The organism is Streptomyces sp. NPDC107546 (genome assembly GCF_055639175.1).
Genome location: NZ_JBVKBA010000014.1, coordinates 94666 through 119542 on the forward strand (window position 1 = coordinate 94666; position 24877 = coordinate 119542).

The 24877-nt window shown below is 69.1% G+C and carries 19 protein-coding genes and 2 pseudogenes; 15 read left to right on the plus strand and 6 right to left on the minus strand.

Annotated features, from left to right (window positions below):
• The first annotated feature begins 10 nt into the window (after nucleotides 1-10).
• The 3 genes from ACZ7L1_RS21655 to ACZ7L1_RS21665 all read left to right on the plus strand — a co-directional run bounded on the left by ACZ7L1_RS21655 (nucleotide 11) and on the right by ACZ7L1_RS21665 (nucleotide 2735).
• The gene (locus ACZ7L1_RS21655; protein ID WP_471439317.1) at nucleotides 11-796 is read left to right on the plus strand and encodes a GAF domain-containing protein; all 786 of its coding nucleotides are present in this window, start codon (nucleotides 11-13) and stop codon (nucleotides 794-796) included.
• Nucleotides 793-2166 carry a PP2C family protein-serine/threonine phosphatase gene (locus ACZ7L1_RS21660; protein WP_471439319.1) on the plus strand — a complete coding sequence of 458 codons (1374 nt, stop codon included), beginning with the start codon at nucleotides 793-795 and terminating at the stop codon, nucleotides 2164-2166. Before ACZ7L1_RS21655 ends, ACZ7L1_RS21660 begins: the two co-directional genes overlap by 4 nt.
• Before the next feature lie 206 nt (nucleotides 2167-2372).
• Entirely contained in the window at nucleotides 2373-2735 is a 363-nt protein-coding gene (locus ACZ7L1_RS21665) for a hypothetical protein (RefSeq protein WP_471439321.1), read from the plus strand.
• 53 nt (nucleotides 2736-2788) lie between these two features.
• On the opposite strand, the gene ACZ7L1_RS21670 is transcribed toward ACZ7L1_RS21665, so the two are convergent.
• Both ACZ7L1_RS21670 and ACZ7L1_RS21675 read right to left on the minus strand, forming a co-directional pair.
• Nucleotides 2789-4612: a glycoside hydrolase family 15 protein gene (locus ACZ7L1_RS21670; RefSeq protein WP_471439322.1), complete on the minus strand. Its 1824-nt coding sequence runs from the start codon at nucleotides 4610-4612 to the stop codon at nucleotides 2789-2791.
• Between the two features lie 121 nt (nucleotides 4613-4733).
• Entirely contained in the window at nucleotides 4734-5390 is a 657-nt protein-coding gene (locus tag ACZ7L1_RS21675) for a TetR/AcrR family transcriptional regulator (protein WP_471439324.1), read from the minus strand.
• Between the two features lie 39 nt (nucleotides 5391-5429).
• Between ACZ7L1_RS21675 and ACZ7L1_RS21680 the strand changes: the two are divergent.
• Nucleotides 5430-6475: pseudogene (locus ACZ7L1_RS21680) on the plus strand (zinc-binding dehydrogenase).
• Nucleotides 6476-6677: 202 nt separating this feature from the next.
• Here the strand turns inward: ACZ7L1_RS21680 and ACZ7L1_RS21685 are convergent.
• A complete protein-coding gene (locus ACZ7L1_RS21685; RefSeq protein WP_471439326.1) occupies nucleotides 6678-7313 on the minus strand; it encodes a TetR/AcrR family transcriptional regulator in 636 nt (211 codons plus the stop codon).
• Between the two features lie 137 nt (nucleotides 7314-7450).
• Here ACZ7L1_RS21685 and ACZ7L1_RS21690 point away from each other — a divergent pair, with 137 nt between their 5' ends.
• The 5 genes from ACZ7L1_RS21690 (at nucleotide 7451) to ACZ7L1_RS21710 (ending at nucleotide 13852) form a co-directional block, all read left to right on the plus strand.
• On the plus strand, nucleotides 7451-8596 hold the full coding sequence (locus ACZ7L1_RS21690) for a VOC family protein (RefSeq protein ID WP_471439327.1): 1146 nt from the start codon (nucleotides 7451-7453) through the stop codon (nucleotides 8594-8596).
• A complete protein-coding gene (locus ACZ7L1_RS21695) occupies nucleotides 8593-9531 on the plus strand; it encodes a fumarylacetoacetate hydrolase family protein (protein ID WP_471439328.1) in 939 nt (312 codons plus the stop codon). The genes ACZ7L1_RS21690 and ACZ7L1_RS21695 overlap by 4 nt, the downstream gene beginning before the upstream one ends.
• Nucleotides 9528-11150 (plus strand): bifunctional 3-(3-hydroxy-phenyl)propionate/3-hydroxycinnamic acid hydroxylase MhpA, encoded by a 1623-nt coding sequence (gene mhpA / locus ACZ7L1_RS21700; protein WP_471439329.1) that lies wholly within the window; start codon nucleotides 9528-9530, stop codon nucleotides 11148-11150. The genes ACZ7L1_RS21695 and mhpA overlap by 4 nt, the downstream gene beginning before the upstream one ends.
• Nucleotides 11147-13165: an acetoacetate--CoA ligase gene (locus ACZ7L1_RS21705; RefSeq protein ID WP_471439330.1), complete on the plus strand. Its 2019-nt coding sequence runs from the start codon at nucleotides 11147-11149 to the stop codon at nucleotides 13163-13165. Before mhpA ends, ACZ7L1_RS21705 begins: the two co-directional genes overlap by 4 nt.
• A 63-nt stretch (nucleotides 13166-13228) precedes the next feature.
• Nucleotides 13229-13852, plus strand: a complete 624-nt coding sequence (locus ACZ7L1_RS21710; RefSeq protein WP_471439332.1) for a malonic semialdehyde reductase — start codon at nucleotides 13229-13231, stop codon at nucleotides 13850-13852.
• A gap of 93 nt (nucleotides 13853-13945) precedes the next feature.
• Here ACZ7L1_RS21710 and nicT read toward each other — a convergent pair whose 3' ends face one another.
• On the minus strand, nucleotides 13946-15019 hold the full coding sequence (gene nicT, locus ACZ7L1_RS21715; RefSeq protein ID WP_471439333.1) for a Nickel transporter NicT: 1074 nt from the start codon (nucleotides 15017-15019) through the stop codon (nucleotides 13946-13948).
• Between the two features lie 211 nt (nucleotides 15020-15230).
• Nucleotides 15231-15701, minus strand: coding sequence for a hypothetical protein (locus ACZ7L1_RS21720; protein WP_471439335.1), 471 nt, complete (start codon nucleotides 15699-15701; stop codon nucleotides 15231-15233).
• A 430-nt stretch (nucleotides 15702-16131) separates the two neighbouring features.
• On the opposite strand from ACZ7L1_RS21720, the gene ACZ7L1_RS21725 reads away from it, so the two are divergent.
• The 6 genes and pseudogenes from ACZ7L1_RS21725 (at nucleotide 16132) to ACZ7L1_RS21750 (ending at nucleotide 22867) form a co-directional block, all read left to right on the plus strand.
• Complete coding sequence (locus tag ACZ7L1_RS21725; protein WP_471439336.1) at nucleotides 16132-16524, plus strand: hypothetical protein; 393 nt, start codon at nucleotides 16132-16134, stop codon at nucleotides 16522-16524.
• Between the two features lie 125 nt (nucleotides 16525-16649).
• Nucleotides 16650-18197 carry a cytochrome ubiquinol oxidase subunit I gene (locus ACZ7L1_RS21730; RefSeq protein WP_471439337.1) on the plus strand — a complete coding sequence of 516 codons (1548 nt, stop codon included), beginning with the start codon at nucleotides 16650-16652 and terminating at the stop codon, nucleotides 18195-18197.
• Between the two features lie 21 nt (nucleotides 18198-18218).
• Nucleotides 18219-19166 (plus strand): annotated as a pseudogene (cydB, locus tag ACZ7L1_RS21735) (cytochrome d ubiquinol oxidase subunit II); the annotation flags it as partial.
• Between the two features lie 108 nt (nucleotides 19167-19274).
• Nucleotides 19275-20612 (plus strand): NAD(P)/FAD-dependent oxidoreductase, encoded by a 1338-nt coding sequence (locus tag ACZ7L1_RS21740; protein WP_471439478.1) that lies wholly within the window; start codon nucleotides 19275-19277, stop codon nucleotides 20610-20612.
• A gap of 45 nt (nucleotides 20613-20657) precedes the next feature.
• Nucleotides 20658-22169 carry an MFS transporter gene (locus ACZ7L1_RS21745; protein WP_471439339.1) on the plus strand — a complete coding sequence of 504 codons (1512 nt, stop codon included), beginning with the start codon at nucleotides 20658-20660 and terminating at the stop codon, nucleotides 22167-22169.
• A 110-nt stretch (nucleotides 22170-22279) separates the two neighbouring features.
• Complete coding sequence (locus tag ACZ7L1_RS21750) at nucleotides 22280-22867, plus strand: TetR/AcrR family transcriptional regulator (RefSeq protein WP_471439341.1); 588 nt, start codon at nucleotides 22280-22282, stop codon at nucleotides 22865-22867.
• Here ACZ7L1_RS21750 and ACZ7L1_RS21755 read toward each other — a convergent pair.
• The gene (locus ACZ7L1_RS21755) at nucleotides 22864-24648 is read right to left on the minus strand and encodes an FUSC family protein (RefSeq protein WP_471439342.1); all 1785 of its coding nucleotides are present in this window, start codon (nucleotides 24646-24648) and stop codon (nucleotides 22864-22866) included. The two genes, ACZ7L1_RS21750 and ACZ7L1_RS21755, sit on opposite strands and share 4 nt — an antisense overlap.
• Between the last annotated feature and the right edge of the window lie 229 nt (nucleotides 24649-24877).

A 24877-nucleotide genomic window follows, 5' to 3' on the forward strand; every position in this document is an offset into this window, starting at 1 on the left:
AGCGCAGCGGATGGCCAGTGGCGAGGATCTGCAACCCGCTGCCGTCCAGGAGCTGCTGGATCAGACAGTGGCCAGGACGGTGGCCGGGACGGGTGCGCACGCGGGGGCGCTCTTCCTGCTCGAGCCCGGCGGCGAAGTCCTGGTTCTCGACGCGAGCCTCGGAATGCCCACCGGGTTCGTCGGTCTGCTGCGACGCCTACGGGTGGCTGCCGCATCCGATGGCCCACTTGCCGAGGCGATACTCCAGCGGCGCCCGGTGTGGGTCGGTTCCGGTGAAGAGTTCGCCCGTCGCTATCCCCAGCTGGCCCTGACCTTCCCGTTTGTGGGTGCCGTTGCAGCGGCCCCGCTCGTGGCCGACTCCCGCGTCTGGGGCGCCGTGCTGGTGCTGTTCTCTCAGAAATCGCCCGCGCCGGATGCGCGCGCACACGGCCGGTTGACCACCGCGGCCCGCTGTATGGCCCTGCTGCTCCAGGACGCTGCCGAGACGGGGCACCCCTTGCAGCCCGGGCTCGCGGCGCGTCTCCTGCCCCCGACGCCGGCGCATCGCTCGGCACCGGCTCATGCTCAGGCCGCAGTCGACTTCGTATCCGCGCTTCCCGAAGGGGCGTGCAGAATCGACGTGCGGGGGCGGACCACTTTCGTCGACCACACTGCGGCCGACCTGCTGGGCGAGAGCATCCCGCACCTGCTGGGTGTCCGCTTGTGGGAAGCCGTGCCGTGGCTGGCCCACGCTCCGCACCGACTGCGGTACCAGGCGGCACTCGCGAGCCAGCTCCCGACATCCTTCACGCGGTGAAACAGCCCCCTACCGGCGGGGAGCTGCTGTTCCAGCTGTATCCGGACCGCACCGGCGTGAGCTTGCGCATCTCTGCCCCGGCCGGCGCTGCCCACAGCCAGGACGAACTGGCCATCGGTACCGGGCCGGCGCCCCGCCCCGCCGGCCTTGATGCCCACTACCACATGATGCGGCTCTCGGGCGGCCTGGCCGCGGCGGCGTCCGCCGAGGAGGTCGTGGACCTGGTGGCCGGACACCTACTGGTCACCCTGCACGCGCAGGCCTTCGCCCTGCTGGTCGCGGAGGCGGGCCGGGTACGAGTCGTCGGCCAGCACGGCTTCAGCCCTGAGCTGGTCGACCTGGTCGACCACGCTCCGCTCGCCTGCGACCTACCGCTCCCCGGGCTGACCACCGGCGCACCGTTCTGGGGGCTGACCCAGGGGGTGCCGTCCTTCTTCGCCGATCGGGACGAGCTGCGTGCGGTGTATCCCGAGAGCGCGGCCATCGACGACGGTCTGGGTGCGTGGGCATGGCTGCCGTTCATGGCCTCCGGCCAGTACTTCGGAGTCTGCGTGGTCGGCTACCGGCAACCCCGCTCCTTCACGTTGCAGGAGCGCGCCACCCTCACCGCCATCAGTGCCCTGATCTCCCAGTCCCTGGACCGCGCCCGGCAGTACGACGCCAAGCACCAGCTGGCGGAGGGGCTCCAGGCCGGCCTGCTCCCCCGTACGCTGCCGACGATGCACGGCCTGGACGTGGCCGCCCGCTATCTGTCCGCCAGTCATGGCATAGAGGTGGGCGGCGACTTCTACGACCTCATCCGTCTGTCGGACACCGAAGTCGCCGCCGTCATCGGCGATGTGCAGGGCCACGGTGTCAGCGCCGCCGGCCTGATGGGCGAGGTGCGCACAGCGGTCCACGCCTACGCCGTCGCGGGCGCACCCTCGGGCGAAGTCCTGGCCCGCACCAACCACTTGTTCAACGACCTCGACCCCGGCCTGCTCGCCAGCTGCCTGTACGCACACATCGATCCGGTCCGCCACATGGCCCAGTTGGCCACTGCAGGCCACTGCCCGCCCCTGCTGCGCCGCCCCGACCTGCACACCGAGGTCCTGGCCGCACCGCCAGGCCCTCTGCTGGGCGTCGAGCCCACGGCGGAGTACCCCACCGCCGACATCCCCCTGCCACCCGGCGCCCTCCTGGTCCTCTACACCGACGGACTCGTCGAAATCCCCGGCACCGACCACGACACCGCCCTCACCGACCTGGCGGCGGTCCTGTCCGAAGCCACCGGCCCGCTGGAGCGCATCGCCGACAGACTCATCGCCCACGCCCAGCCATCGGGCGATCGTGCCGACGACACCGCTCTGCTGCTTCTGAAGGCCTGTTGAGGCGGGCGGGCCGGAGCCGCGCTGCTTCGGCTCCGGCCCTCGTGAGTGAGCAGCCCAGTACCGCCGTCCATTGTGGGCGCTCGCTTTTCCATACGTTGTATGGTATCAATGAGAATGTATCCATACAGTGTATGGAAACCCGATGCTGAGTGCTGTCGGCGATCAACTGCCGTGATCGCCGATCACGCCACCCGAAGGAGACCACCATGAAGAAGCTTGCGAAGCGTGTTTCTCTCGCTGCCGCCTCCGCCGTGGTCGCGGGCGCAGCCGTTGTCGGTGCCTGCGGCACCGCCACGGCCGCGACTTCCGCATCCACGCATGTTCAGCGCTCGGTCGTCAGCGTCAAGGCCGACGACCACCGCTGGGACAACGGCGTCGGCTACCTGCGCAACGTCGAAGAGGGCTACTGCTGGGACGGGAACCGCGGCTGGCACTACTGCTGGACCGGATACCGAGGCCAGGAGCACGGCGACCGCTTCACCGATGCGGTCCGGTACGGCCGTGACAGTCACTCCTACCGCTGGGACGACAAGGAAAGCGACTGGAAGTACGTCAGGTCCTACCGGTAGGCCCGGGCGTGTCCGACCAGGGCTGAAGCCGGCCGAACTGTGGCCGTGGCGGATCAGCCCAGGGCGCGGTCCAGATTGAAGGCTGCGCTGATGAGGGCGAGGTGGGTGAAGGCCTGAGGGAAGTTGCCCAGTTGCTCACCGGTGTGGCTGATCTCCTCGGCGTACAGGCCGAGATGGTTGGCGTAGGTGAGCATCTTCTCGAAAGCCAGGCGGGCCTCCTCCAGGCGTCCGGCACGGGCGAGGGCTTCGACGTACCAGAAGGAGCAAATGGAGAAGGTGCCCTCCTCGCCTTCCAGGCCGTCGAGGCCGGCCCTGGGGTCGTAGCGCCGGACCAGGGAGTCGGACACCAGCTCGCTGCCGAGGGCGTCGAGGGTGGACAGCCACACGGGGTCGGTGGGGGAGATGAACTTGGTCAGCGGCATCATCAGCACCGCGGCGTCCAACACGTCGCCGTCCTCGTACTGGACGAACGCCCGCCGGGTGGGCGACCAGCCCTTGTCCATGATCCGCCAGTAGATCGTGTCCCGGACCCGGCTCCAGCGGTCGAGCCGGGCCGGCAGGCCGCGGCGCAGGGCCATACGGATGGCGCGTTCGATGGCCACCCAGCACATCAGGTGGGAGTAGAGGAACTTCCTGCGCCCGCCGCGGGTCTCCCACACGCCCTCATCGGGCTGGTCCCAGTGCTCACAAACCCAGTCCACCAGGGCGCACACTGCGCGCCAGTGGCCGCTGGAGAGAGGCCGACACCACTTGTCATACAGGTACACGGAGTCGAGCAGGGCGCCGTAGATGTCGAGCTGCAACTGGGCGGCGGCGTCGTTGCCGACCCGCACGGGAGCCGAGCCCCGGTAGCCCTCCAGATGAGGCAGCTCCCGTTCGGGCAGCTCGGAGCGTCCGTCGATGCCGTACATGATCTGCAGCGGCCCGGACGGCCCACTCCCGCGCCGCGCGATGTGCTGGGTGAGGAACCCCATGGAAGCCTCGGCCTCCTCGGCGAAGCCGAGCCGGAGCAGCGCGTAGACGGCGAACGCCGAGTCGCGCACCCACGCGTAGCGGTAGTCCCAGTTGCGGCCGCCGCCGATCTGTTCCGGGAGGCTGGTGGTGGGGGCCGCCACGATCGCACCGGTGGGGGCGTAGGTGAGCAGCTTGAGGGTGAGGGCGGAACGGTGCACCATCTCCCGCCAGCGGCCGCGGTAGCGGGACTGCTGCAGCCAGCGCCGCCAGAAGGCGACTGTGGCCACGAATTCACCCTCGGCCTCGGCGCGCGGGTGACGGAGCGGCGGAGTGCCGTCGCTGACCCGGTCGAGGGCGAAGACCACCGTCTCGCCCTGGGAGAGTTCGAACTCCGTCCACACGTCGTTCTCGTCGTTCTCCAGCGGCATCGTGGCTGTCAGCGTCATCGACAGGTCCTGGGAGGTGAACAGGGCAGCCCGGCCCAACATCCGCACGGTGTGCGGATGCGCGCCGTATCCGAAACGGGGGGCCACCCGGGCCCGGAACGGGATCCTTCCGCGGACGCACACCACCCGCCGGATCAGCCTGTGGCGGTCGGACGGGCCGGCCTCGGCCACGGGCATGAAGTCCTGGGTCTCCCCCAGCCCGTCCTCGGTGAAGAACCGGGTGATCAGCACATTGGTGTCAGGGAAGTAGAACTGCTTGGTGTCGGCGGGGACCGCTGGTGACAACTCGAAGGCCCCGCCCTGGTCCGCGTCCAGAAGGGCGGCGAACACACTGGGGGAGTCGAAGGAGGGGCAGCAGTACCAGTCGATGGTCCCGTCGGTGCCCACCAGGGCCGCCGTGTGGAGATCCCCGATCAAGCCGTGATCAGCGATGGGCAAGTATCGGGCGGACCTGGCCCGCGTCACTGTTCCGGGCATCGCAGCAGCCTTCCTGTGCTCCTGCCTCTTCTTGCTTCCTTCCCTGTAGCTGGGGTATCAGACCAGCCCGGCGGGGGCTTCGGCGGACCAGGGGTCCACTCCCGCGGAGCCGATGCTTTCGTCATGCCCCCTCGCGGACTCGGGCGGCATGGCTTTCGACGCCGGCGATCGCCGCGTCCAGCGCACAGCTGAACATCGTGTCGATCATGTCCTTCGGCGGTGAGGGCGGGTCTTCCCCGTCGGGGCCGGGGGGTGTCGGCGGGAGGGTCGTCCATCGCTGCAGCGATCCGGTCAGTTCGCTGACCAGCAGACCCGTGAACACGGCGCACAGGGTCGCAGCCACACGCGGGATCTCCGACACCGGCAGTTTTGCGGCCGACAGGATGTCGATGAGTCCCTGCCAGAAGGGGTCCTCCGGCTGGATGTAGTCGGCACGCGTGAACGAGTACCCCATCAGTTTCGGGTGACGGCGGCACAGTTCGCGGAAGTCCAACGCAAGTTGGCGTAGACGCTCCTGCCAGGGGATGTCCTCCCGCTCCCCGGCGCGGAACTGTGAGCCGACGCGCTGGGCCACCCCGCGCAGCACGGCGTCCTTGTTCGGCACGTGGTGGTAGAGCGACATGGGGTTCGCGTCCAGCGCGGCCGCCAGCTTGCGCATGGTGAGGGCTTCTACCCCGTCGGCGTCGATGAGCTGCAGCGCCGTGGCGTGGATGCCGTCCTTGGTGAGCGGTACGTCCCTCTTTCTCGTCCCCCGGGGAGCCTTCTTTCGAATTTCCATACGACGTATGGTACCACTTGAAGTAGTTCCCTACGGCGTATGGAAATCGGAGCGCTGCCGCGCTTCCACCTGGACTCGCAGAGGTTCGCCGTGGAGGAAGTCCCCGTCCCCGTGCCCGGTTCGGGCGAGGTACTCGTCGAGGTGAAGGCTGCAGGCGTCTGTCTCTCGGACGTCCACCTGATCGACGGATCCCTTCCCCCGCTTTTCCTGAACTCCGACGCCGTCACCGTCGGCCACGAGGTATCCGGTGTGATCCACACTCTCGGCCCCGACCTCAAGCGGGGCTTGCCCGTCGGCACCCGCGTCACCCTGGAGGCGGGACAGAGCTGCGGGCAGTGCGAGGGCTGCGCGCGCCGCCGCTCCTGCACCCGGGTCCTCACCCGCGGCATCGACTACGACGGCGGCTGGGCCCAGTACACGATCGCCCGCGAGGACACCCTCATCCCATCCCCGACGATCTCCCCTTCGACCAGGCCGCGATCATTCCCGACGCGGTCTCCACCCCCTACGCCGCCGTCGTCGCCACCGCCGGGGTCCGCCCCGCCCAGTCCGTCGGCGTCTGGGGCGTGGGCGGTGTCGGTGCCCACAACGTTCGCGTCGCCCGCCTGGTCGGCGCCGCGCCGATCATCGCGGTCGACCCGCTGCCCGGCGCGCGTGAGCGCGCCCTGGCCTTCGGCGCGGACTTCGCCCTGAACCCGGCCGCCCCCGACTTCGCCGACCGGGTGCGTGCGGTCACCGGCGGGCGGGGCCTGGACTTCGCCTTCGACTGTGCAGGCGTGCCCGCCGTCCGTGAGCAGGCCGCTGCCGTGCTCGGCCTGAACGGGGTCCTGATCCTGGTCGGCATCAGCCCCAGGCCGATCACCATCAGCGAGGGCCTGACCTTCAACTACCTGGGCAAGCAGGTGCGCGGCCACTACGGCGGCACACCCGAGTCCGTGACCGAGTTGGTCCGGCTGGCGGAGGTCGGCCGGCTCGACCTGGCCCCCTCCATCACCGACCACATCCCGCTTGCCGAGGCCGCCGACGCGGTCAGCCGTCTGGAGAACAAGATCGGCGACCCGATCCGCTTCATCCTCGTCCCCTGACACCTGGACGGAAAGTCCCTCAGGACCACCCTCGGGCAGGGGTGAGTGGGCGCCGGTGCTTGAGGGAGCACCGGCGCCCACGGTCTTTCGCCCCGAGGCGGGCCCGTGAGGTCTTTCGTGTCGATGAGGGCGTCGTTCAGTGCCGGTGCGCAAGGGCTCGGGTCCTTCCGGACGCCGGGCCCCCGGGCTGTGGTCGAAGCTCTCAGTCCAGCCCGGGCAGTGGGCGCCGGGTGACCTCGTGGGCGTCGTCCGGGGGAACGCCGAGCATGCGCAGGACCATTTCCGCGAGGTCTGAGGCGGCCTCGTCCCCGTCGAGGTCGGGGCGGTCCAGTCGCAGCGCAACGAGGGACATCAGGGTGCCGCCCACCGCGGACAGGGCGGTGGTCGCGTTGCCGCAGGTGAAGCGGCCCGACGCGATGCCGATCTCCAAGTCGCGCAAGGCTCGCGGCGACAAGCCGTGGACGGAGTGGATGTGGGCCAGACCGCGGTCACGCAGGATGCGCAGGAGTTCCGGGTGGGAGTCGGTCAACCGGGCGGTGAGGCGGAAACCCGCCGCGACGAGCTCGGCCGGGTCGTCGATCCCTTGTACGCGCTCGTCGATGACCTGGCCGAACTCCTCCAGGGCGTCCGTCACCGCGGCGTCGAACAACTCGGTCTTGGACTCGAAGTGGTTGTAGAAGGAGCCGAAACCCACGTCCGCGCGCTCGGCGATGGCCTGGATGCTGGCGCTGGTGTCCCCGGTTTCCGCGAGGATCTGCCGGGCCGCACGGACGAGCGCCTGACGGGTCTCGGCACGGCGCCGTTCGAAGCGGTTCTTGGGCGGAGCTGACGTCGGCATACGGCGAGTGTAACAACCGCCGCGATGAGTCTGCCATTACTGATGAAGTCCTCAATTATTTTGGCTACCTCTATTGACGATGAGGAACGGCAAAGTTGATGATTTCATCATTACGGCAGTGTTGCTTGGAGGGCACGATGTCCCGAATCCCCGTTAACAAGGGTGGTCCTCTGACCCCCCACCAAGACCTCCACAGTGAGCACGGGGCCCTTCGCGGCGAGCATCCCGGGCGCTCGCGGAACCCGATGATCAAAGTGGCGGACCTGGCCTGGCTGGAGTTCGAGAAGCCGGACCTGGACCGGGCCGAGGTCTTCGCGCGCGACTTCGGGTTCGCGATCGCCGCCCGCACCGAGGGGGAGCTGTGGCTGCGCGGCACGTTCGCGGGCCCACCCTGCATGGTCATCCGGCGTGGGCGCTCGTCCCGCTTCGTCGGGCCGGCGTTCCGCGCGGCCGAGCGGGCCGATCTCGACCGGCTGGCCCGCGCCACCGGCAGTACCGTCCGGGACATCGACGTGCCGGGCGGTGGACGATCGGTCGCCCTGCTCGATCCCTCGGGCCTTCCGGTACGGGTCGTGCACTGCGCCGAACAGTTGCCGAGGCTGTCCGAGCAGCCCCCGCTGCTCCTCAACACCGGCACCGAACCCCGCCGTATCAACATCACCCAGCGTCCGCCCCGCGAGCCGTCCCGTATCCAGCGCCTCGGCCATGTGGTGCTGGAGACACGGGTGTTCGCCCGCACATTGGACTGGTACCTGGACACCCTCGGGATGATCGTGTCCGACTTCCTGTTCCTGGACGGGCAGCGCGAGCGCGGTCCGACGATGGCGTTCATCCGCTGTGACCAGGGCAGCGTGGCGGTCGATCACCACACGCTGGCGATGCATCTGGGGCCGGGGACCGGGTATGTCCACTCCGCCTACCAGGTGACCGACCTGGACGCGATCGCCGGAGGCGGGGAGTACCTGGCCGAGCGCGGCTACCGGCGCAGCTGGGGGATCGGCCGGCACATCCAGGGCAGCCAGCTCTTCGACTACTGGCGGGACCCCGACCACTTCATGCTGGAGCACTTCGCCGACGGTGACCTGTTCTCCTGCGACCTCGAACCCGGGTGGGCGCCCATGTCGGCGAGCGGACTGGCCCAGTGGGGCCCGCCGGTCACGCGTGACTTCCTGGGCGCCAACCCGTCCCCCGCCAAGCTGCGCGAGGTCATGACGGCCCTGCGCGGCGACAACGAACTCGACCCCGCACGCCTGCTGGGCCTGATGAAAGCGATGAGCTCATGAGCACCAACGTTCTGCGTACCCCCGACGGCTGGTGGGTCGTCCGGGACGAGCGCGCCGTCCGCATCGACACCAAGGCCGCCACCACCGCCGAGCTCCTCGCCGACAGGGACGCGGTCCGCGAGGCAGCCTCTTCGGCCGAGGACGGCACGCCCGTCGCCGACCTGGTGACGCTGCCGCCCGTCACCACTCCCTGCCGGGTGGTCGCCCAGATGGTCAACTACCGCAGTCACGCCCGCGATTCCGGTTTCACCGGTGACATCCCGCCGACCTTCTTCCGCAAGGCGTCCGGCTCGATCAGCGGCCCCCACGACACGATCGTCCGCCCCGCGCACGTGAACTTCCTCGACTACGAGGTGGAACTCGGCCTTGTCATGGGCGCCCCCCTGCCCGTCGGCACCGTGGTCGAGGAGCGGGACCTGCCGCGCTACGTCGCCGGGCTCTTGCTGACCAACGACGTCAGCGCCCGCGACGTCCAGCTGACCAAGACCCAGTTCTACGAGAGCAAGTCCTACCCGACCTTCACCCCGACGGGCCCGTACCTGGCGCTGCTGGAGCCCGAGGACTTCGCCCATCTGCTGAACCTGCGGCTGCGGCTGAACGTCAACGGCGTACCGCGCCAGGACCGCACGCTCGCCGACATGATCGTACGGCCCGCGCAGGCGCTCACCCTGCTCGCCCGATTCCAGACCCTCGACCCGGGCGACCTGCTGCTGACCGGCACCCCCGGCGGCACGGCCCTGAAGGCCCCGCCGAAGCCGGTCGCGAAGATCAGTGCGCTGTTGCCGCCCGCAGTGAGGTGGAAGGCGTTCTTCAAGGGCCAGGCAAAGAACCCCCTCTACCTGCGCGACGGCGACCTCATCACCGCCACGATCGCCACCCCGGACGGGCGGATCGACCTCGGTGAGCAGCGGACCGCCGTGGCGGACGCGAGGTGAGCGCCGAAGCCCGGAGACCGGTGGTGATCATCGGCGCGGGACCGGTCGGGGTCACGGCCGCCCTCCTGCTCGCCCGGCACGGGGTACGCAGCCTGCTCCTCGAACGCCACCGGGACATCTACCCCCTGCCACGCGCCGTCGTCGCGGACGACGAGATCTGCCGGATCCTGCAGAGCGTCGGCATCCACGAGGAGTTCGCAGCCGTCTCGCGCCCGGCGCCGGGCCTGCGGCTCCTGGATCCCCGGCGCCGCCTGATCACCGAGTTCCCGCGATCCCTGCAGGGCCACCACGGCTTCGCGCAGACCAACATGTTCGACCAGCCCGAGCTGGAGCGCCTGCTGCGGCGCGCCTTGGCGCGCCGCCCCGAATGCGAGTTGTGGGGCGGCGTGGAGGCCGTGTCCGTCACGCAGCCCGCCGACGGGACGGCTCCGGTGCGGGTGACCTTCCGCCGCGACGGCAGCGACGAGGAGGAGCACCTCTGGGCCGACGCCGTCCTCGGCTGCGACGGTGCGGGCAGCCTCACCCGGGAGGCCATCGGTGCCGCCTGGGAGGACCTGCACTTCGAGGAGAGCTGGCGGGTCATCGACGTGCGCACCAGCCGCCGGGTGAACAGCTGGGAGGGAGCCGAGCAGATCTGCTGCGCCACCCGTCCGGCCACCTACATGCGGGTCGGCGAGGACCGCTACCGCTGGGAGTTCCGGCTGGACGACGACGAGCGCCTGGACGGCGCGGAGGGCCGGGAGCGCCTGCGCGAGCTGGTCGCCCCCTGGGTGGACCTGCCGTCCGACGGGTCGGAGGACAATGACTTCGAGGTGATCCGGCAGGCGCAGTACACCTTCCGGGCCCGCCTCGCCGACCGCTGGCGCCAAGGGCGCGTCTTCCTGCTGGGCGACGCCGCCCACCTCACCCCGCCCTTCGTCGGGCAGGGCCTGTGCGCCGGCCTGCGCGACGCCTACAACCTCACCTGGAAACTCGCCCGCGTCCTGCGACAGGGCGCACACGACGGACTGCTGGACACCTACGAGCACGAACGCAAGCCGCACGCACGCCACCTGATCCGCGTCGCGGTCGCCGTGGGCTGGGCCATGACCGGTGGCCAGGGCCGCGGTGCGGCATTCCGCCGGACTCTCGTGGGAACGGCCTGCCGCATCCCCGGCGTGACCGCGGCAGTGAGCCGTGACCTCAGCCCCGCTCTGACCGCCGGCCCACTGGTACGGCGTCAACCCCGGATGGCCGGCCGGACACTGGCCGGAACGTTCTGCCCGCAGCCCTGGGTACGGCACGACGGCGGGGTGGTCCGCCTCGATGACGTCCTCGGAAACTCGTTCGCCGTCCTGACCGCTGTGCCGCCCACAGCGCGGATGACGGCCGTGGCCACGGCCCTGGGCGCACCGCCCATCCACGTCGACGACCTGGGCGACGACGGCACTCTGGCGGCCTGGCTGGCAGGCGGCCGCTCGGACGCCGTCCTGCTGCGTCCGGACCGCGTCGTGATGGACACCGTCCCCGCCGGCACCGGCGACTTCACGGGCACCGCCGCCTGGGCACCCCTGCTGCACACGGGCCGCCGTAAGCCTGATGCCCGGGCCGTTCCCCCGCCGAGGAGCACCACACCATGACCACCCCGCACCCCACGCCGTACCCGGCACCCTTCTTCACTCCCGACCCGAACGCGGCCGCCCGCAGCCGCGTCGCGGACTTCGCCCGATGGGCCGCACGTCACCAGGGCGCCGAGGGAGTTGACGAGCCCACCGACTACGAGGCTCTGCACCGCTGGTCCGTCACCGACCTCGAAGGATTCTGGGAGGCGGTGTGGCAGTACTTCGACATCGACTCAACGACTCCGTACGAAAACGTGCTGGCCGAGGAAACCATGCCCGGCGCACGCTGGTTCCCGGGCGCCACTCTCAACTACGCCCACCACGCGGTGCGCAACCTGCACCCGGACGCGCCCGCGATCACCGCGCTGGACGAGACCGGAGCCGGCTACGAGATCACGGGCCGACAGCTGCGCGCCCAGGTCGCCTCCGTCGCCGCCACCCTGCGCGACCTGGGCGTCGGACAGGGCGACCGGGTAGTGGGCTACCTGCCCAACACCCCCCACGCCGTCATCGCCTTCCTCGCCACCGCCAGCATCGGCGCGGTGTGGTCGGTATGCGGCCAGGACTACGCACCCAAGGCCGCCGCCGACCGCTTCGCCCAGCTCGAACCGGCCGCGCTCATCACCGCGGACGGCTACCTCTTCAACGGGACCACGCACGACCGCCGTACCGCCTCGCTCGAGCTGGCCGCCGCCCTGCCGACGCTGAAGGGCACGGTGCTCGTGGAGCACGTGGGCCTCACCTGGCCCGAAGGCCAACCCTCGGGGCTGGTGGTTGCCTGGGAGGAAGCGGCCACCCGCGTCGAACACCTCGCCATCACCCCGGTGCCGTTCGACCACCCGCTGTGGGTCGTGTTCTCCTCCGGCACCACCGGCCTGCCCAAAGGCATCGTCCACGGGCACGGCGGCGTCCTGCTGGAGCACCTCAAAACCCTCGGCCTGCACTGCGACCTGGGCGTCGGGGACCGGCTGCTGTGGTACACCACCACCCACTGGATGATGTGGAACCTGGTCGTCTCCACCCTGCTGACCGGAGCCACCACCTGCACCTACGACGGCAGCCCCGCGCCGCAGACCCGCCCGGACATCCTGTGGGAGCAGGCGGCCCGCCACCGCGTCACCGTCTTCGGCACCAGCCCCCAGTACCTGCTGGCCATGGCCAAACTGGGCATCGAACCCTCCGCGCACGATCTGTCCGCCGTCCGTGTCATCGGATGCACCGGCTCCGCCCTGCCCGCATCCACCTACCCGTGGGTCCGTGACCACGTGGGCGAAGGCATCCAACTGGCCTCCACCAGCGGCGGCACGGACGTCGTCTCCGGCTTCGCCGGAAGCGCACCCACGACCTCCGTCTGGGCAGGGGAGTTGTCCGCCCCCAACTTGGGCGTGGCACTGGCCGCCTACGACTCCGAGGGCACGCCGGTTCGCGACCAGGTCGGCGAACTCGTCGTCACCCGGCCCATGCCGTCGATGCCGCTGTACTTCTGGAACGATCCTGACGGCAGCCGCTACCGCGACGCCTACTTCGGCGCCTACCCGGGCGTGTGGCGGCACGGGGACTGGATCACCCACACCTCCCACGGCTCGCTCATCGTCCACGGCCGCTCCGATGCCACCCTCAACCGCAACGGCGTGCGCCTGGGCAGCGTCGACGTCCACGACATCGTCGAACGCCTCTCCGAGATCACCGAGGCCCTCGTCATCGGCGCGGAGGAACCCGACGGCGGCTACTGGATGCCGCTCTTCGTGGTCCTCGCCGAAGGGACCGTCCTGGACGACGGGCTGCGCGACCGGATCCGCGACGCGATCCGCGCCGGCGCCTCACCCCGCCACGTCCCCGACGAGATCCTCGCCGTACCGGCCCTGCCTCACACGAAAACCGGCAAGAAGCTCGAGGTTCCCGTCAAACGGCTCCTTCAAGGCGCTGCCGCCGAGCAGGTCCTCAACCCCGGAGCCGTCGACAACCCCGAACTGATCGCCTACTTCGCCCGTTTGGGCGCGGAGCGCAAGAAGCGGTCGACAGACCACACATGACCGTCGGAGCGGAGACCCTGCCCCGACACCACACCATCCCCACACCGAAGCAAGAGAGAGACCGTGAGCATCACCGACCGCGAACAACAGCCCCTCGATGTCCTTGACGATGCCGGGCGAAAGATCCTCTTCACCGAAGCCCGCACCGCGAACACGTTCGCCACCACGGCTGTCACCGACGACGAACTCGCCACGATCTGGGAGCTCGCCCGCTGGTCGCCGAGCGCAGCCAACGGCCAGCCGCTGCGTGTCCTCTTCGTGCGCACCCGTGAGGGCAAGGAGCGACTGGTCCGGCATCTCGACGAGGGCAACAGGGCCAAGACCCTCAGTGCGCCGGCCGTGGCGATCCTCGCGTACGACGTCGACTTCCACGACCAGATGCCGACCGTCTTCCCGGCCCGCGGCGAGATGCTGCGAGCGGCGTTCGCCGACCAGACCGAGAAGCGCGAAAGCATCGCGGGCTACAACTCCGCACTCCAGACGGGGGTTTTCCTTCTCGCGGTGCGCGCGGCGGGCCTCGCCGCCGGCCCCATGGCGGGCTTCGACAGGGCCGGCGTGGACGAGGAGTTCTTCACGGGTACCAGCTGGCGTTCACATCTGGTGGTCAACATCGGTCATCCCGGTGCCGACCCGTGGTTCCCGAGGCTGCCCCGCGTCCCCGTTGAGGACGCCGTCGCCTGGGCCTGACGACCCGGTCGGTCCCCAGCACCGTTGCAGCTGCGCCCGCCCGTGCCGCCAGGAGCGGCACGGGCGGGCGATGGGGGAGGGGCACTACCGCTGTCAGTCGGCCCGCTGTTCGGCCGGCCGCAGCCCAGCGGTCCACTTCTCCTCGATCCGCCCGAACTTCCACACGGCCAGCGCTGTACCCCACGTGGCAAAGAAGAGACCGACGATGACGAAGCCGATGATGTTGAGGTCCAGGCCACCGACCCAGGCCCAGAACGCGCCGTGCAGGCCGGCCTTGTCGGCGAGCAGGCCCAGCAGCTCGGCAGTGCCGATGATCAGCGCGACGGCGACGGACAGGCCGGTGATGACGAGGTTGTAGTAGACCTTTCGCACTGGCTTGGAAAAGGCCCAGCCGTAGGCGAAGTTCATGAAACAACCATCGATGGTGTCCAGCAGACTCATGCCGGCCGCGAAGAGTACCGGCAGGCAGAGAATGGCGTACCAGGGCAGCCCGGATGCCGCTCCAGAGCCTGCCAGCACCAGTAGTGCGACCTCGGTGGCGGTATCGAAGCCGAGACCGAACAGAAGGCCGAGCGGATACATCTGCCAAGGCCTGGTGATCGACTGCATCACGCGTCCCAGCAGGCGGTTCATGAGGCCACGATTGTTGAGCTGCTGCTCCAGAGCGGCCTCGTCGAAGTGGCCCGAGCGCATCTGCCGGAACACTGCCCAGATATCCGCCAGGATGATGCTGTTGATGACGGCGATGATGTAGAGGAAAGTCCCGGAGACGGTCGTACCGATCACCTGGGTTACGTGGTGCAGCTCGGAGTCGTCGTCCCGTACCGGTCCGGCGAGGGCTTTGATGCCCAGGGAGAGCAAGAGCGCCAGGAAGAACACGATGCTGGAGTGCCCCAGGGAGAACCAGAAGCCCACCGACAGGGGACGTCGGCCCTCCTCCATCAGCTTCCGAGTGGTGTTGTCGATCGCCGCGATGTGGTCGGCGTCGAAGGCGTGCCGCATGCCGAGGGTGTAGGCACTCACTCCAATGCCGATTCCGAAGCCTTTGGTGCCCAGGCTGTAGTGCTCCGGCGCCACGATCGCGACCAGCGTGAACCACCCGATGACGTGGAGTCCGACGATGAAGACGCCCATTCCGGCGACGCGACCCCACTCGGCGCGGCTCATCGAGCCGGATATGTGGCGCCAGCGGGAAGTGGATCTGCTGGTAGCCGTGCGTGCGGCTGTCATGCGTGGTCTTCCTTCGTTCCTACGGGGCAGGCCGTGAGGCGCCCGGTAGGCGAGAAGGGGCCAATTGAGCCCGCTCCCGTCCACCGGGCGCCTCAAGCGCGTTCAAGCTACGGGCACGGCTGAGTCCGCAGCGCAAGCGGCGTCAGTGTCACCGGTTGCGGTTCCCGTCGTGGTCGTAGCGGTTCCAGTCGCCGTCGCTCCGAAAGGAGCCGTGGTCGTTCCGATACGAGTTGCGGTCGTACCGGTTCCAGTCGTAGTCGTACCGGTTCGACTCGCGGCCGTACCGGTAGTTCCTGTCGTGCTTCCAGCCGCGGTACTCGTCGTCCCAGCTGCAGTAGCGAACGTGACGGTCGTACCGGTCCCAATAGGTGTACCTGTCCCCGATGTTGCGCTGTCGGCCGCGGTAGTCGTCCCGGCAGTACTTGTACTCGTGGCCGTGCCGGTAGGAGACATCGCGGTCCCAGCGGTGGCCGTCGGTCTTGATACTCACCGCTGAGCGCTGGACATGCTCGGACACAGGCGTCGCGGCAGAGGCGGTGCCACCGGCACCGAGAACGGCTCCACCCGCGACCGCGGTGGAGGCGACAGCGAGAGCGAAGCGCTTCGCGAGCTTCCTCATGATTTTCCCTTCAGGCGGGCGCAGTCCGCTCCCCAGCGATTGCTGGTGCGAGTGATGGATGCGCCATCGGTAGTCGAGGCCGCAACGGCGTGATTAACCCCTTGTGAGGGCCGACTGCGGCCGACGTTCGACGCAGGCCACAGATACGGCGGCACTGCGCAATTTCCATACGTCGTATGGAAGCGAGATAATTCGTACCATACGGCGTACGGAACTGTCGAGTGCTGGTGGCAGTGATCGCGAATGAGGAGGTCACGCCGCGAGCGCCAACGTGAATGTGACCCAGGTCGCAGTGAGACAAGTTGACTCATAGAGAGGTTATGAGGCAATCTGTCTCACAACGGGGGTCGAAGAAAGCGCAGATCTCGCGACCATCCGCAGATGCCGTAGATGCCACCGCATTCACGCATAAGTGCTATTGGAGGAAACCATGACTGCTACGCTCACGAAGAAGGCGGGCAAGGGCCGCACCGACGGGGTCGTCTCCGAGCTGGCCACCTACTTCCACATCAAGCCGGGACATGAGCAGGAGCTGCGGGCGGCCACTTGGCGGTTCGTCGAGGAACTGCGCCGCCAGGACCCGGCGGAGACCATCAAGACCGGCCTGCGCGACACCCGGCACGTGATCTTCGACGAGGGCAAGATGCTGCTGTGGGCCAACACCACTGAGTGGGACGTGCTGTTCGCCTGGGTCGAGGAGGCCGGCGGTCTGGAGGCGCTCTCCAAGAACACCGACAACCCGGACTTCGAGGAGAACGTCCACAAGTCCACCGCCGGCCTGAAGAAGATCCTGCAGGACGCGCAGTCCCAGGCCGCCGCCTGACCCCACACCCCCGGGAGGAGGCGACACCCCCCGCTCCCTCCCAGGACCCTGACTCTAACTGCAGGAGACTTTGTGAATGTATTCACTTTCACAAAGTCGCCTGCTGGATTCCCCCTGGAGAGAGTGTGTACACGGCCATGGAACCCGAGACGATAGCCCGCTGGCAGTTCGGAATCACCACCGTCTACCACTATCTCTTCGTGCCGCTGACGATCAGTCTGGCCGGTATCACGGCCGGTCTGGAGACGGCATGGGTGCGCACGAGGCGGGAGAAGTACTTCCACGCCACCAAGTTCTGGGGGAAGCTCTTCCTGATCAACATGGTGATGGGTGTGGTCACCGGCCTCGTCCAGGAGTTCCAGTTCGGCATGAACTGGTCGGCGTACTCCCGCTTCGTGGGCGACATCTTCGGGGTACCGCTGTCGATGGAGGCGATCATCGCCTTCTTCTTCGAGTCCACGTTCATCGGGTTGTGGATGTTCGGCTGGGACCGGCTTCCCCGACGCCTGCACCTCTTCTGCATCTGGATGGTGTCCCTCGGCACTGTGCTGTCGGCGTACTTCATCCTGGCGGCGAACTCGTGGATGCAGCACCCGGTCGGCTACCGGATGGACCACGGCCGGCCCCGGCTGACCGACTTCGCTGAGGTGCTCCTGCAGCCCACGGCGGTGTTCGCCGCCCTGCACGCGCTCACGGCCGCTTTCGTCACCGGGGGAGCGCTCGTGACCGGCATCGCCGCCTGGCACCTGTGGCGCGCAAAGCGCACCCAGGCCCGGGGCGGCGTGGTGGAGTCGGGACGGGTGAGCGTCATGCGGACCTCCCTGCGGGTCGGCCTCGCCGTGCTCGCCGTCGCGGGCTTCGCCACCGTCCTCGACGCCGACGCCCTCGGCAAACTGATGATCGACCAGCAGCCGTTGAAGATGGCTGCCGGTGAAGGTCTGTGGAACACCGCGGCGAACGCCCCGTTCTCGCTGTTCGCCGTCCCGAACGTAGGCAAGCACCAGAACTCCGTCGACATCGACATCCCGTACCTGCTGTCGTTCCTCGCCCACAGCAACCCGCACACTCCCGTCACCGGCATCAACAACGCGGCGTCGGCCATGGCGGCGCAATACGGCGGCGCACCGGGGGACTACCTTCCCAACGTCCCGCTGGAGTACTGGTCGTACCGGTTCATGATCACATTCGGGATGGCGTCTGTCGCCATCGGCGTGGCGGGGCTGTGGCTGACCCGCAACCGGCGCTGGATCGCGCCGTACTTCGTCACCCGGCCGGACGAGGTCCCGCACCTGATGCTCACCAAGAACCGGGCCCTCGGGCCGGTGCTGACCAAGTGGGCCTGGCGGGCCACCGTCTGGACCCTGGGATTCCCGCTGATCGCGAACTCCTTCGGATGGATCTTCACGGAAACGGGCCGCCAACCCTGGGTGGTCTACGGCCTGATGCGCACCTCGGACGCCGTGTCACCGGGGGTGAGCGCCGGGGACATGCTCACCACCTTGATCGGTTTCACCTTCCTGTACGGGATCCTCGCCGTCATCGAAGTCAAGCTGATGGTCAAGTACGCCACGGCCGGGCCCCGGCTCGACGAGCAGCCGCCGCAGCGTGACCCCCGGTTGCGCGGTCCGTCCTCCGCCGAGGACGACGACAAGATCCTCACGTTCGCCTACTGACCAGCCGTCAGGACTATTGCCATGCACCTCCACGACTTCTGGTTCCTGCTCATCGCCTTCTTCTGGACGGGCTACTTCGTCCTGGAGGGCTTCGACTTCGGCGTCGGCGTGCTCACCCAGCTCCTCGCCCGTGACGAGCCCGAACGCCGCGTGCTGCTGAACACCATCGGGCCCGTCTGGGACGGCAACGAGGTCTGGATGATCGCGGCCGGCGCCGCGACCTTCGCCGCCTTCCCGGGCTGGTACGCCACCCTGTTCAGCGGCTTCGACCTTCTCCTGTTCGCCGTCCTGGTCTGCCTGATCGTGCGGGCGGTGGGGTTCGAGTACCGCGCCAAGCGCGACAGCGTCCGCTGGAAACGGAACTGGGAGCACGCCATCTTCTGGTGCTCGCTGCTGGCGCCGCTGCTGTGGGGGCTGGTCTTCGCCAACATCGTCCACGGCGTGGCCATCGACCGGCGGCACGTCTACACCGGCGGCCTCAGCGGCCTGTTCCACCCGTACGCGCTGCTCGGCGCTGTGACCCTGCTGGCCGTCTTCACCGTCCACGGAGCGGTGTTCGTCGCGCTCAAGACGGTCGGCGACATCCGTGACCGTGCCCGAACTCTGGCCCTCAGGCTCGGCGTTCCGGCCACCGCGCCCGCCGCGTCTTTCCTGCTCTGGACGCAAGGGGACCGTGGCAACAGCCGCAGCTTGGTCACGGTGCTCGCCGCGCTGGTGGCCTGGGGCATCGCACTCGCTTGCACCAGGGCTCGCCGGGAGGGGTGGGCGTTCACCTTCTCCGCCGCCACGGTGGCGGCCACGGCAGCCACGTTGTTCCTGACGCTCTATCCCGACGTCATGCCGTCCACGCTGAACCAGGCCTGGAGTCTGACCGTCACCAACGCGTCCTCCTCGGCGTACACGCTGGGGATCATGACGTGGGTGGGCGCCGTCTTCGCGCCGCTGGTCATGGGCTATCAGGCCTGGACGTACTGGGTGTTCCGCAAGCGCATCGGCACCCGGCACATCCCGCGGGCCGACTCATCCGAACCCGCTCCCGCACGCTCTCACGTCCCGTCTCACGCACAAGGAACCGTCATGAGCCTTGCCCCTGTCCCGGACAGGCCGCGCATCCTCATCGCCGGCGGCGGCTACGTCGGCCTCTACACCGCGATGCGCCTGCTGAAGAAGCTGCGCCGCGGCGAGGCGACCGTCACGGTCGTGGACCCCCGCTCGTACATGACCTATCTGCCCTTCCTCCCGGAGGCGGCAGCCGGCAACGTGGCCCCGCGCAACCTGGTCGCCTCGCTGCGCGGCGTTCTGACCGGCGCGGAAGTGGTCACCGGCGATGTCGTCTCCGTCGACCAGGCGGACAAGGTCGCCCACGTCAGCACCGCGGCGGGTGACACGCTCAAGCTGCCCTTCGACCACCTGGTCGTCGCGCTCGGCTCGGTCTCCCGTACCTTCCCGATCCCCGGCCTGGCCGAGCACGCCATCGGCATGAAGTCGGTCGAGGAGGCCATCAGCCTGCGCAACCACGTCCTGGCCCAGCTCGACCGGGCGGACTCGACGTCGGACGAGACGGTGAAGCGCAAGGCGCTGACCTTCGTCTTCGTAGGGGGAGGCTTCGCCGGCGTGGAGACCATCGCGGAGGTCGAGGACATGGCCCGCGACGCCGCCCGTAACTACCGCAATGTCAGTAGGGAGGACATGCGCTTCATCCTGGTCGAGGCCGCCGGTCGCATCCTGCCCGAGATGGGGGCGGACCTCGGTGTCTGGACGATGGAGAAGCTCCAGGCACGCGGCATCGAGGTGTACCTCGAAACCTCCATGGAGTCCTGCGCCGACCAGCACGTGGTACTGGCGAACGGTGTCGAGACGGACGCCTCGACGATCGTGTGGACCGCCGGCGTCCGCCCCAACCCCGCCCTGGCCCACTTCGGCCTGCCGCTCGGCCCGCGCGGCCACGTCGACACCCTGCCCACGCTGCAGGTCAGGGATGTCGATCACGTGTGGGCCGCAGGCGACAACGCCCAGGTCCCCGACCTGGCCGGCGAACAGGGCGCGTGGTGCCCGCCCAACGCGCAGCACGCCGTACGACAGGCCCCTGTGCTGGCCGACAACGTGATCGCCGCTCTGCGCGGACGACCGCTGAAGGAGTACCGGCACAAGAACCTCGGCGCGGTGGCCGGCCTCGGCCTCCACAAAGGCGTCGCGATCCTGTTCAACAAGCTCAAGCTCAAGGGACGGCCGGCGTGGTGGTTCCACCGGCTCTACCACGGCAGCCGTGTCCCGACGCTGAACCGCAAGATACGCGTGTTCGTGGACTGGTTCCTGGCCTCCCTGCTCAAGCGGGACACCGTCGGCCTCATCGAACTGGAGCACCCGCGCGACCCGTTCACCGAAGCGGCCACGCCGCCGCGCAGCCGTACCTGATCCCTTCCCCCCTTTGTGTCTGTCCTTGTCTGGAGGGCTGTCCCCATGTCCCAGAACGCCATCGCCGCAGCTCGCGGCACTGAGGCCGCACCTGAGAATGCGTCTGTCGACCCGTCGCACCAGCGCCGCTGGTGGATCCTGCTGGTTATTTCCCTGTCCATGCTGATGGGTGTCCTCGACGGCACCATCGTGAACATCGCCCTGCCGTCCGCCCAGCACGACCTCGGCTTCTCGGACGCCGACCGGCAGTGGGTGGTCACCGCCTACGCACTGGCCTTCGGCAGCCTGCTGCTGCTGGGTGGCCGGGTCGCGGACCTGGTCGGTCAGAAGGTGACCTTCCTGGTGGGGCTGGCCGGCTTCGCGGCCGCTTCCATGGTGGGAGGTGCGGCGAACGGTTTCGCCATGCTCGTCATCGCGCGCGCCGTCCAAGGCCTGTTCGCCGCCCTGCTGGCCCCGTCCGCGCTGTCGCTCCTGATGACCACCTTCACCGATCCGCGCGAGCGGGCGAAGGCCTTCACCGTCGCGGGATCGGTCGCCGGTGCCGGCGGAGCCATCGGCCTGATCCTCGGCGGGGTGCTGACCCAGTACCTGGACTGGCGCTGGACCATGTACGTCAACGTGGTCTTCGCGGGGGTGGCGTTCGTCGGTGGGGCCGCTCTGCTGCACCGCACGCCGCGCGACACGTCCTCCAAGCTCGATGTCCTCGGCACTCTGCTGGTTTCCATCGGCCTGTTCTGCCTGGTCTACGGGTTCTCGAACGCCGAGACGCACGGCTGGGGTTCGCCGGCGACCTGGGGCATGCTGGCGATCGGTGCCGTACTCGTGGCGGTCTTCGTGTGGTGGCAGACCAGGGCGGCGTATGCGCTGCTGCCCCTGCGGGTCCTGCTGGACCGCAACCGCGGTGCCTCCTTCGCCGCCCTCTTCGTCACCGGCGCGGGCATGTTCGGCGTGTTCCTGTTCCTCACCTACTACCTGCAGCAGAGCCTCGGCTACAGCGCCCTGAAGACGGGCTTCGCCTTCCTGCCCATGATCGTGGCGTCGTCGTCCGCGTCGGCGGTGGCCAACAACGTCCTGGTGCGGCGCATAGGTCCCAAGCCGGTGGTTCCGCTGGGGATGGCCATCGCGGCCGCCGGCCTGGTGTGGATGACCACGCTGGACCTGGGCAGCGGATACATGACGCAGGTGCTGCCCCAGCTGGTGCTCGTCGGCGTCGGACTGGGCACGGTGATCGCGCCCGCGATGAGCCTGGCCACCTCCGGCGTGGCCGCGGCCGATGCCGGAGTCGCGTCCGCGGCCGTGAACACCGTCCAGCAGGTGGGGGGGTCCATCGGCGTCGCCCTGCTCAGCACGATGGCATCGGACGCCGCCACCAACTACCTCTCCGGCCGTGACACCAAGGACCCCGGCGTCCTGGCGCAGGCCGGTCTCGAGGGTTACTCCACTGCGTACTGGTGGTCGGCGGCTGTCTTCGTGGTGGGTCTGGTGGTGACCGTGCTGCTGTACCGCCGTGGCGTGCCGCAGCACGACGAGAGCGCGGCACCCGCCGTTCACATGTGACGCACGCCGCGGGAGTCGTACGGACTTGGGGCTTCTCTTTTCCTTTACTATGAGACAGGATGGCTCATAGTGGGGCTGTAAGACACATCGCCCACAGAAAGGTGGAGTAGATGCAGGTCAGAACTGATCCGCGTCTGTTGCGCAGTCGCGAGGCCATGGTCGCGGCGGCCACCGAGTTGCTCACGGAGGGCGGGCTGGAGGCCGTGACGCATCAAGCGGTCGCCGCCCGGGCCGGCGTCGGCAGGGCCACGGTCTACCGGCACTGGCCCGGCCTTCTCGAGCTTCGCCTGGCCGCGCTGGAGGCCGGCATGCCCCCACTGCCCCCGGTGCCGGAGGAGATTCGGGCCGCTTCGGGCAACGATCCGCGAGCGGAGCTCATCTACCGCCTGAACGTGCTCGCCGAGCGTTGGGACGACGAGCAATCGGGGGCCGTCCTTGCCGCGGTCCTCGGGGGCTCACGGCACGACGAAGGTATGCGCCACCTCCGGGAGTCACTGCTGAACCAGATCGCCGACGCCCTGCGCCCCGCGGTTACCACAGCCGTCGAGCGCGGCCGGCTCCGGCCCGACGTCACCCCCGAGACATTCGCCATGGCCACTGCCGGGCCGCTGTTCTTCGAGCGCTTCTTCGTCGGGAACCGTCTGGGGCGTGACACGGTGGAGATCGTCGTGGATGCCGCTCTGCGGGCCTGGGCCTAGGCACTGTCCGGCGAATGGTCTCCTCCGGAGCCTGCAGTGTTGGCCAGAATCTCGGCTGTAACGGCGTCGCAGACCTGCTCGGCGGCTGTGATCGTTGCCTCCCAGTCCGGAAGGGTGCGCTTGGGCGGGAGAGGTTCGGCGCGGGCCTGAGCCGCCGCGCGCCGGGCGTCGGCCAGGCGGCGGTAGGCGGCGCGGCGCAGTGTCTGGCGCTGGGCGGACGTGGCGTTCGGCGCCAGGTCGCGGTAGCGGCGGACGGCGATCAGAGCGGCTTCGGTCTGCGTCGCGGCCCAACTGCCGGCGGAGTCCGGCCACACCAGGAAGTTCGCCACCAGCACGATGGCCGCGGCCAGGGTGGTGTCCAGGATGCGGGTGCCGTACAGCGTCCGGTGGTCTCCGAGCAGATCGACGAGGACGAAGACGATCCCGGTCAGACCGGTGGTGGCGACGGCATAGTGATGGCGGACGCCTACTGCCATGAGCGCGCCGAAGACCGCCACCGTCCCGACGAGTGCGTACGGGGTGTTGCCGGTCAGCAGGGCAACCGCACCGATCGCGGCGACGCCGACGACCGTGCCGACGCAGCGATGTACCGCCCGGCGCAGGACGGGGCCGAAGTCAGGCTTGTAGATGAAGGCCACGGTCATGGGCAGCCAGTACCCTCGTGGGCCATGCAGCAGGACGGCGCTGATGTGGGCGACGAGGACACAGGCGGAGAGCAGAACGGCGTACCGCTGACGTACGGTCCGACCTGGGCGTGGGCGTGCCGGTACCGACAGGACCACATCCGCGCCGGCTTCCGCGTCGGCTGTCCCGCACAGTTCCACGAGCGCTCGTACCGCGGGTGAGCGCAGGTTGCGCTCGGGTACCGCCTTCTCGGCTGGCAAGAGGCCCTGCCCGGTGGCGGTGCTCCTCCCTGCGGGAAGCAGGCGCTCGGCCATCTTCGATGGGAGGTCGGCCACGCCGGGCGGGAGGGGGCGTCCCTCCCACACGAGCGCCGACACCACCTCGCCGAGGCGAACGGCCAGGCGCAGAGCGTCGAGCAGTCGACTGGTGTCGGGATCTTCCGGCCTATGGCGGGTTGCCGCCGCCAGCTCGGGGGCCAAGACGTCGTGCGCGTCGTTGAGCGCCAGCGTCATGGAGCGTCGTGCGGCCTCGGCGTGCGGGGTGCCGACGGCCGTCAGCGCCTGCGCGGCGGTGCGGTACACGGCGCGCACGGAGTCGGACTCGATCCGGTGCCGCCGCCACAGCCACGGGCTCGTGGACAAGAAGGTGACCAGGAGCACTCCGGACAGCAGTGTCAGGGGCGGCTGCCACCACGATCCGGACAGGGCGATGCCGCTGCCGACGGTGGTTCCGAGGAGCAAGTGCATGCCGGTCACGGAGAGAACGGGGCCACGCAGACTGATCAGTCCCCCGACCACCGCGGTAGAGACCAGACAGCCCGCCACTGCCGCCGTGTGCCCACTGCGCAGCGCCAGTTCCCCGATGAGCAGGCCGAGGGCGCTGGCCAGCCCTACGGCCAGCAGTCGCTGCATGCGCAAGCGGTAGGGGGACGAACCGTCCTGCCCCACACCCCACAGGGCACCGATCCCGGCGAACACGGCCGGAACCATGTGTCCTGTCCACAGCCCGAGCAGGAGGGGAAGAGCCAGAACGACGACACCGCGCAGGGCGGCGGCGAGCGGAAACCCCGCGAGCGCTGTGCTCAGGGCACGGCGCAGCCATGTGGTCGCGGCTGTCCCTGGACGGCGCGACCGCCGGTTCTCTGCTGTGGGTGCCATTGGAGTGGGTCCTGGTTGCCGTAGCGCTGGTCTCATTTCAACGCCCCGCGGTGCGCCCGTCGAGCACGGCCCAGCTCAGTTCGTGACAAGGACGGTCAGCTTGCGGGGCCATGGACCGCCCTGGACACGGATCATCTCGATGTCCGCGGTGGCCGAGGGGCTGGCTTTGGTGTCGTGCCCGCGCCGAGAGCACTCGGGTCGGCTCGTGACCGGCTCTCACCATCCCGCC

Bases quoted from the DNA above. Each gene is read 5' to 3' on its own strand.
- ACZ7L1_RS21655 (WP_471439317.1), top strand. From the start codon at position 11: ATGGCCAGTGGCGAGGATCTGCAACCCGCTGCCGTCCAGGAGCTGCTG.
- ACZ7L1_RS21665 (WP_471439321.1), top strand. From the start codon at position 2,373: ATGAAGAAGCTTGCGAAGCGTGTTTCTCTCGCTGCCGCCTCCGCCGTG.
- ACZ7L1_RS21670 (WP_471439322.1), bottom strand. From the start codon at position 4,612: ATGCCCGGAACAGTGACGCGGGCCAGGTCCGCCCGATACTTGCCCATC.
- ACZ7L1_RS21675 (WP_471439324.1), bottom strand. From the start codon at position 5,390: ATGGAAATTCGAAAGAAGGCTCCCCGGGGGACGAGAAAGAGGGACGTA.
- ACZ7L1_RS21685 (WP_471439326.1), bottom strand. From the start codon at position 7,313: ATGCCGACGTCAGCTCCGCCCAAGAACCGCTTCGAACGGCGCCGTGCC.
- ACZ7L1_RS21690 (WP_471439327.1), top strand. From the start codon at position 7,451: ATGTCCCGAATCCCCGTTAACAAGGGTGGTCCTCTGACCCCCCACCAA.
- ACZ7L1_RS21695 (WP_471439328.1), top strand. From the start codon at position 8,593: ATGAGCACCAACGTTCTGCGTACCCCCGACGGCTGGTGGGTCGTCCGG.
- ACZ7L1_RS21705 (WP_471439330.1), top strand. From the start codon at position 11,147: ATGACCACCCCGCACCCCACGCCGTACCCGGCACCCTTCTTCACTCCC.
- nicT (WP_471439333.1), bottom strand. From the start codon at position 15,019: ATGAGCCGCGCCGAGTGGGGTCGCGTCGCCGGAATGGGCGTCTTCATC.
- ACZ7L1_RS21720 (WP_471439335.1), bottom strand. From the start codon at position 15,701: ATGAGGAAGCTCGCGAAGCGCTTCGCTCTCGCTGTCGCCTCCACCGCG.
- ACZ7L1_RS21725 (WP_471439336.1), top strand. From the start codon at position 16,132: ATGACTGCTACGCTCACGAAGAAGGCGGGCAAGGGCCGCACCGACGGG.
- ACZ7L1_RS21740 (WP_471439478.1), top strand. From the start codon at position 19,275: ATGAGCCTTGCCCCTGTCCCGGACAGGCCGCGCATCCTCATCGCCGGC.
- ACZ7L1_RS21745 (WP_471439339.1), top strand. From the start codon at position 20,658: ATGTCCCAGAACGCCATCGCCGCAGCTCGCGGCACTGAGGCCGCACCT.
- ACZ7L1_RS21750 (WP_471439341.1), top strand. From the start codon at position 22,280: ATGCAGGTCAGAACTGATCCGCGTCTGTTGCGCAGTCGCGAGGCCATG.
- ACZ7L1_RS21755 (WP_471439342.1), bottom strand. From the start codon at position 24,648: ATGGCACCCACAGCAGAGAACCGGCGGTCGCGCCGTCCAGGGACAGCC.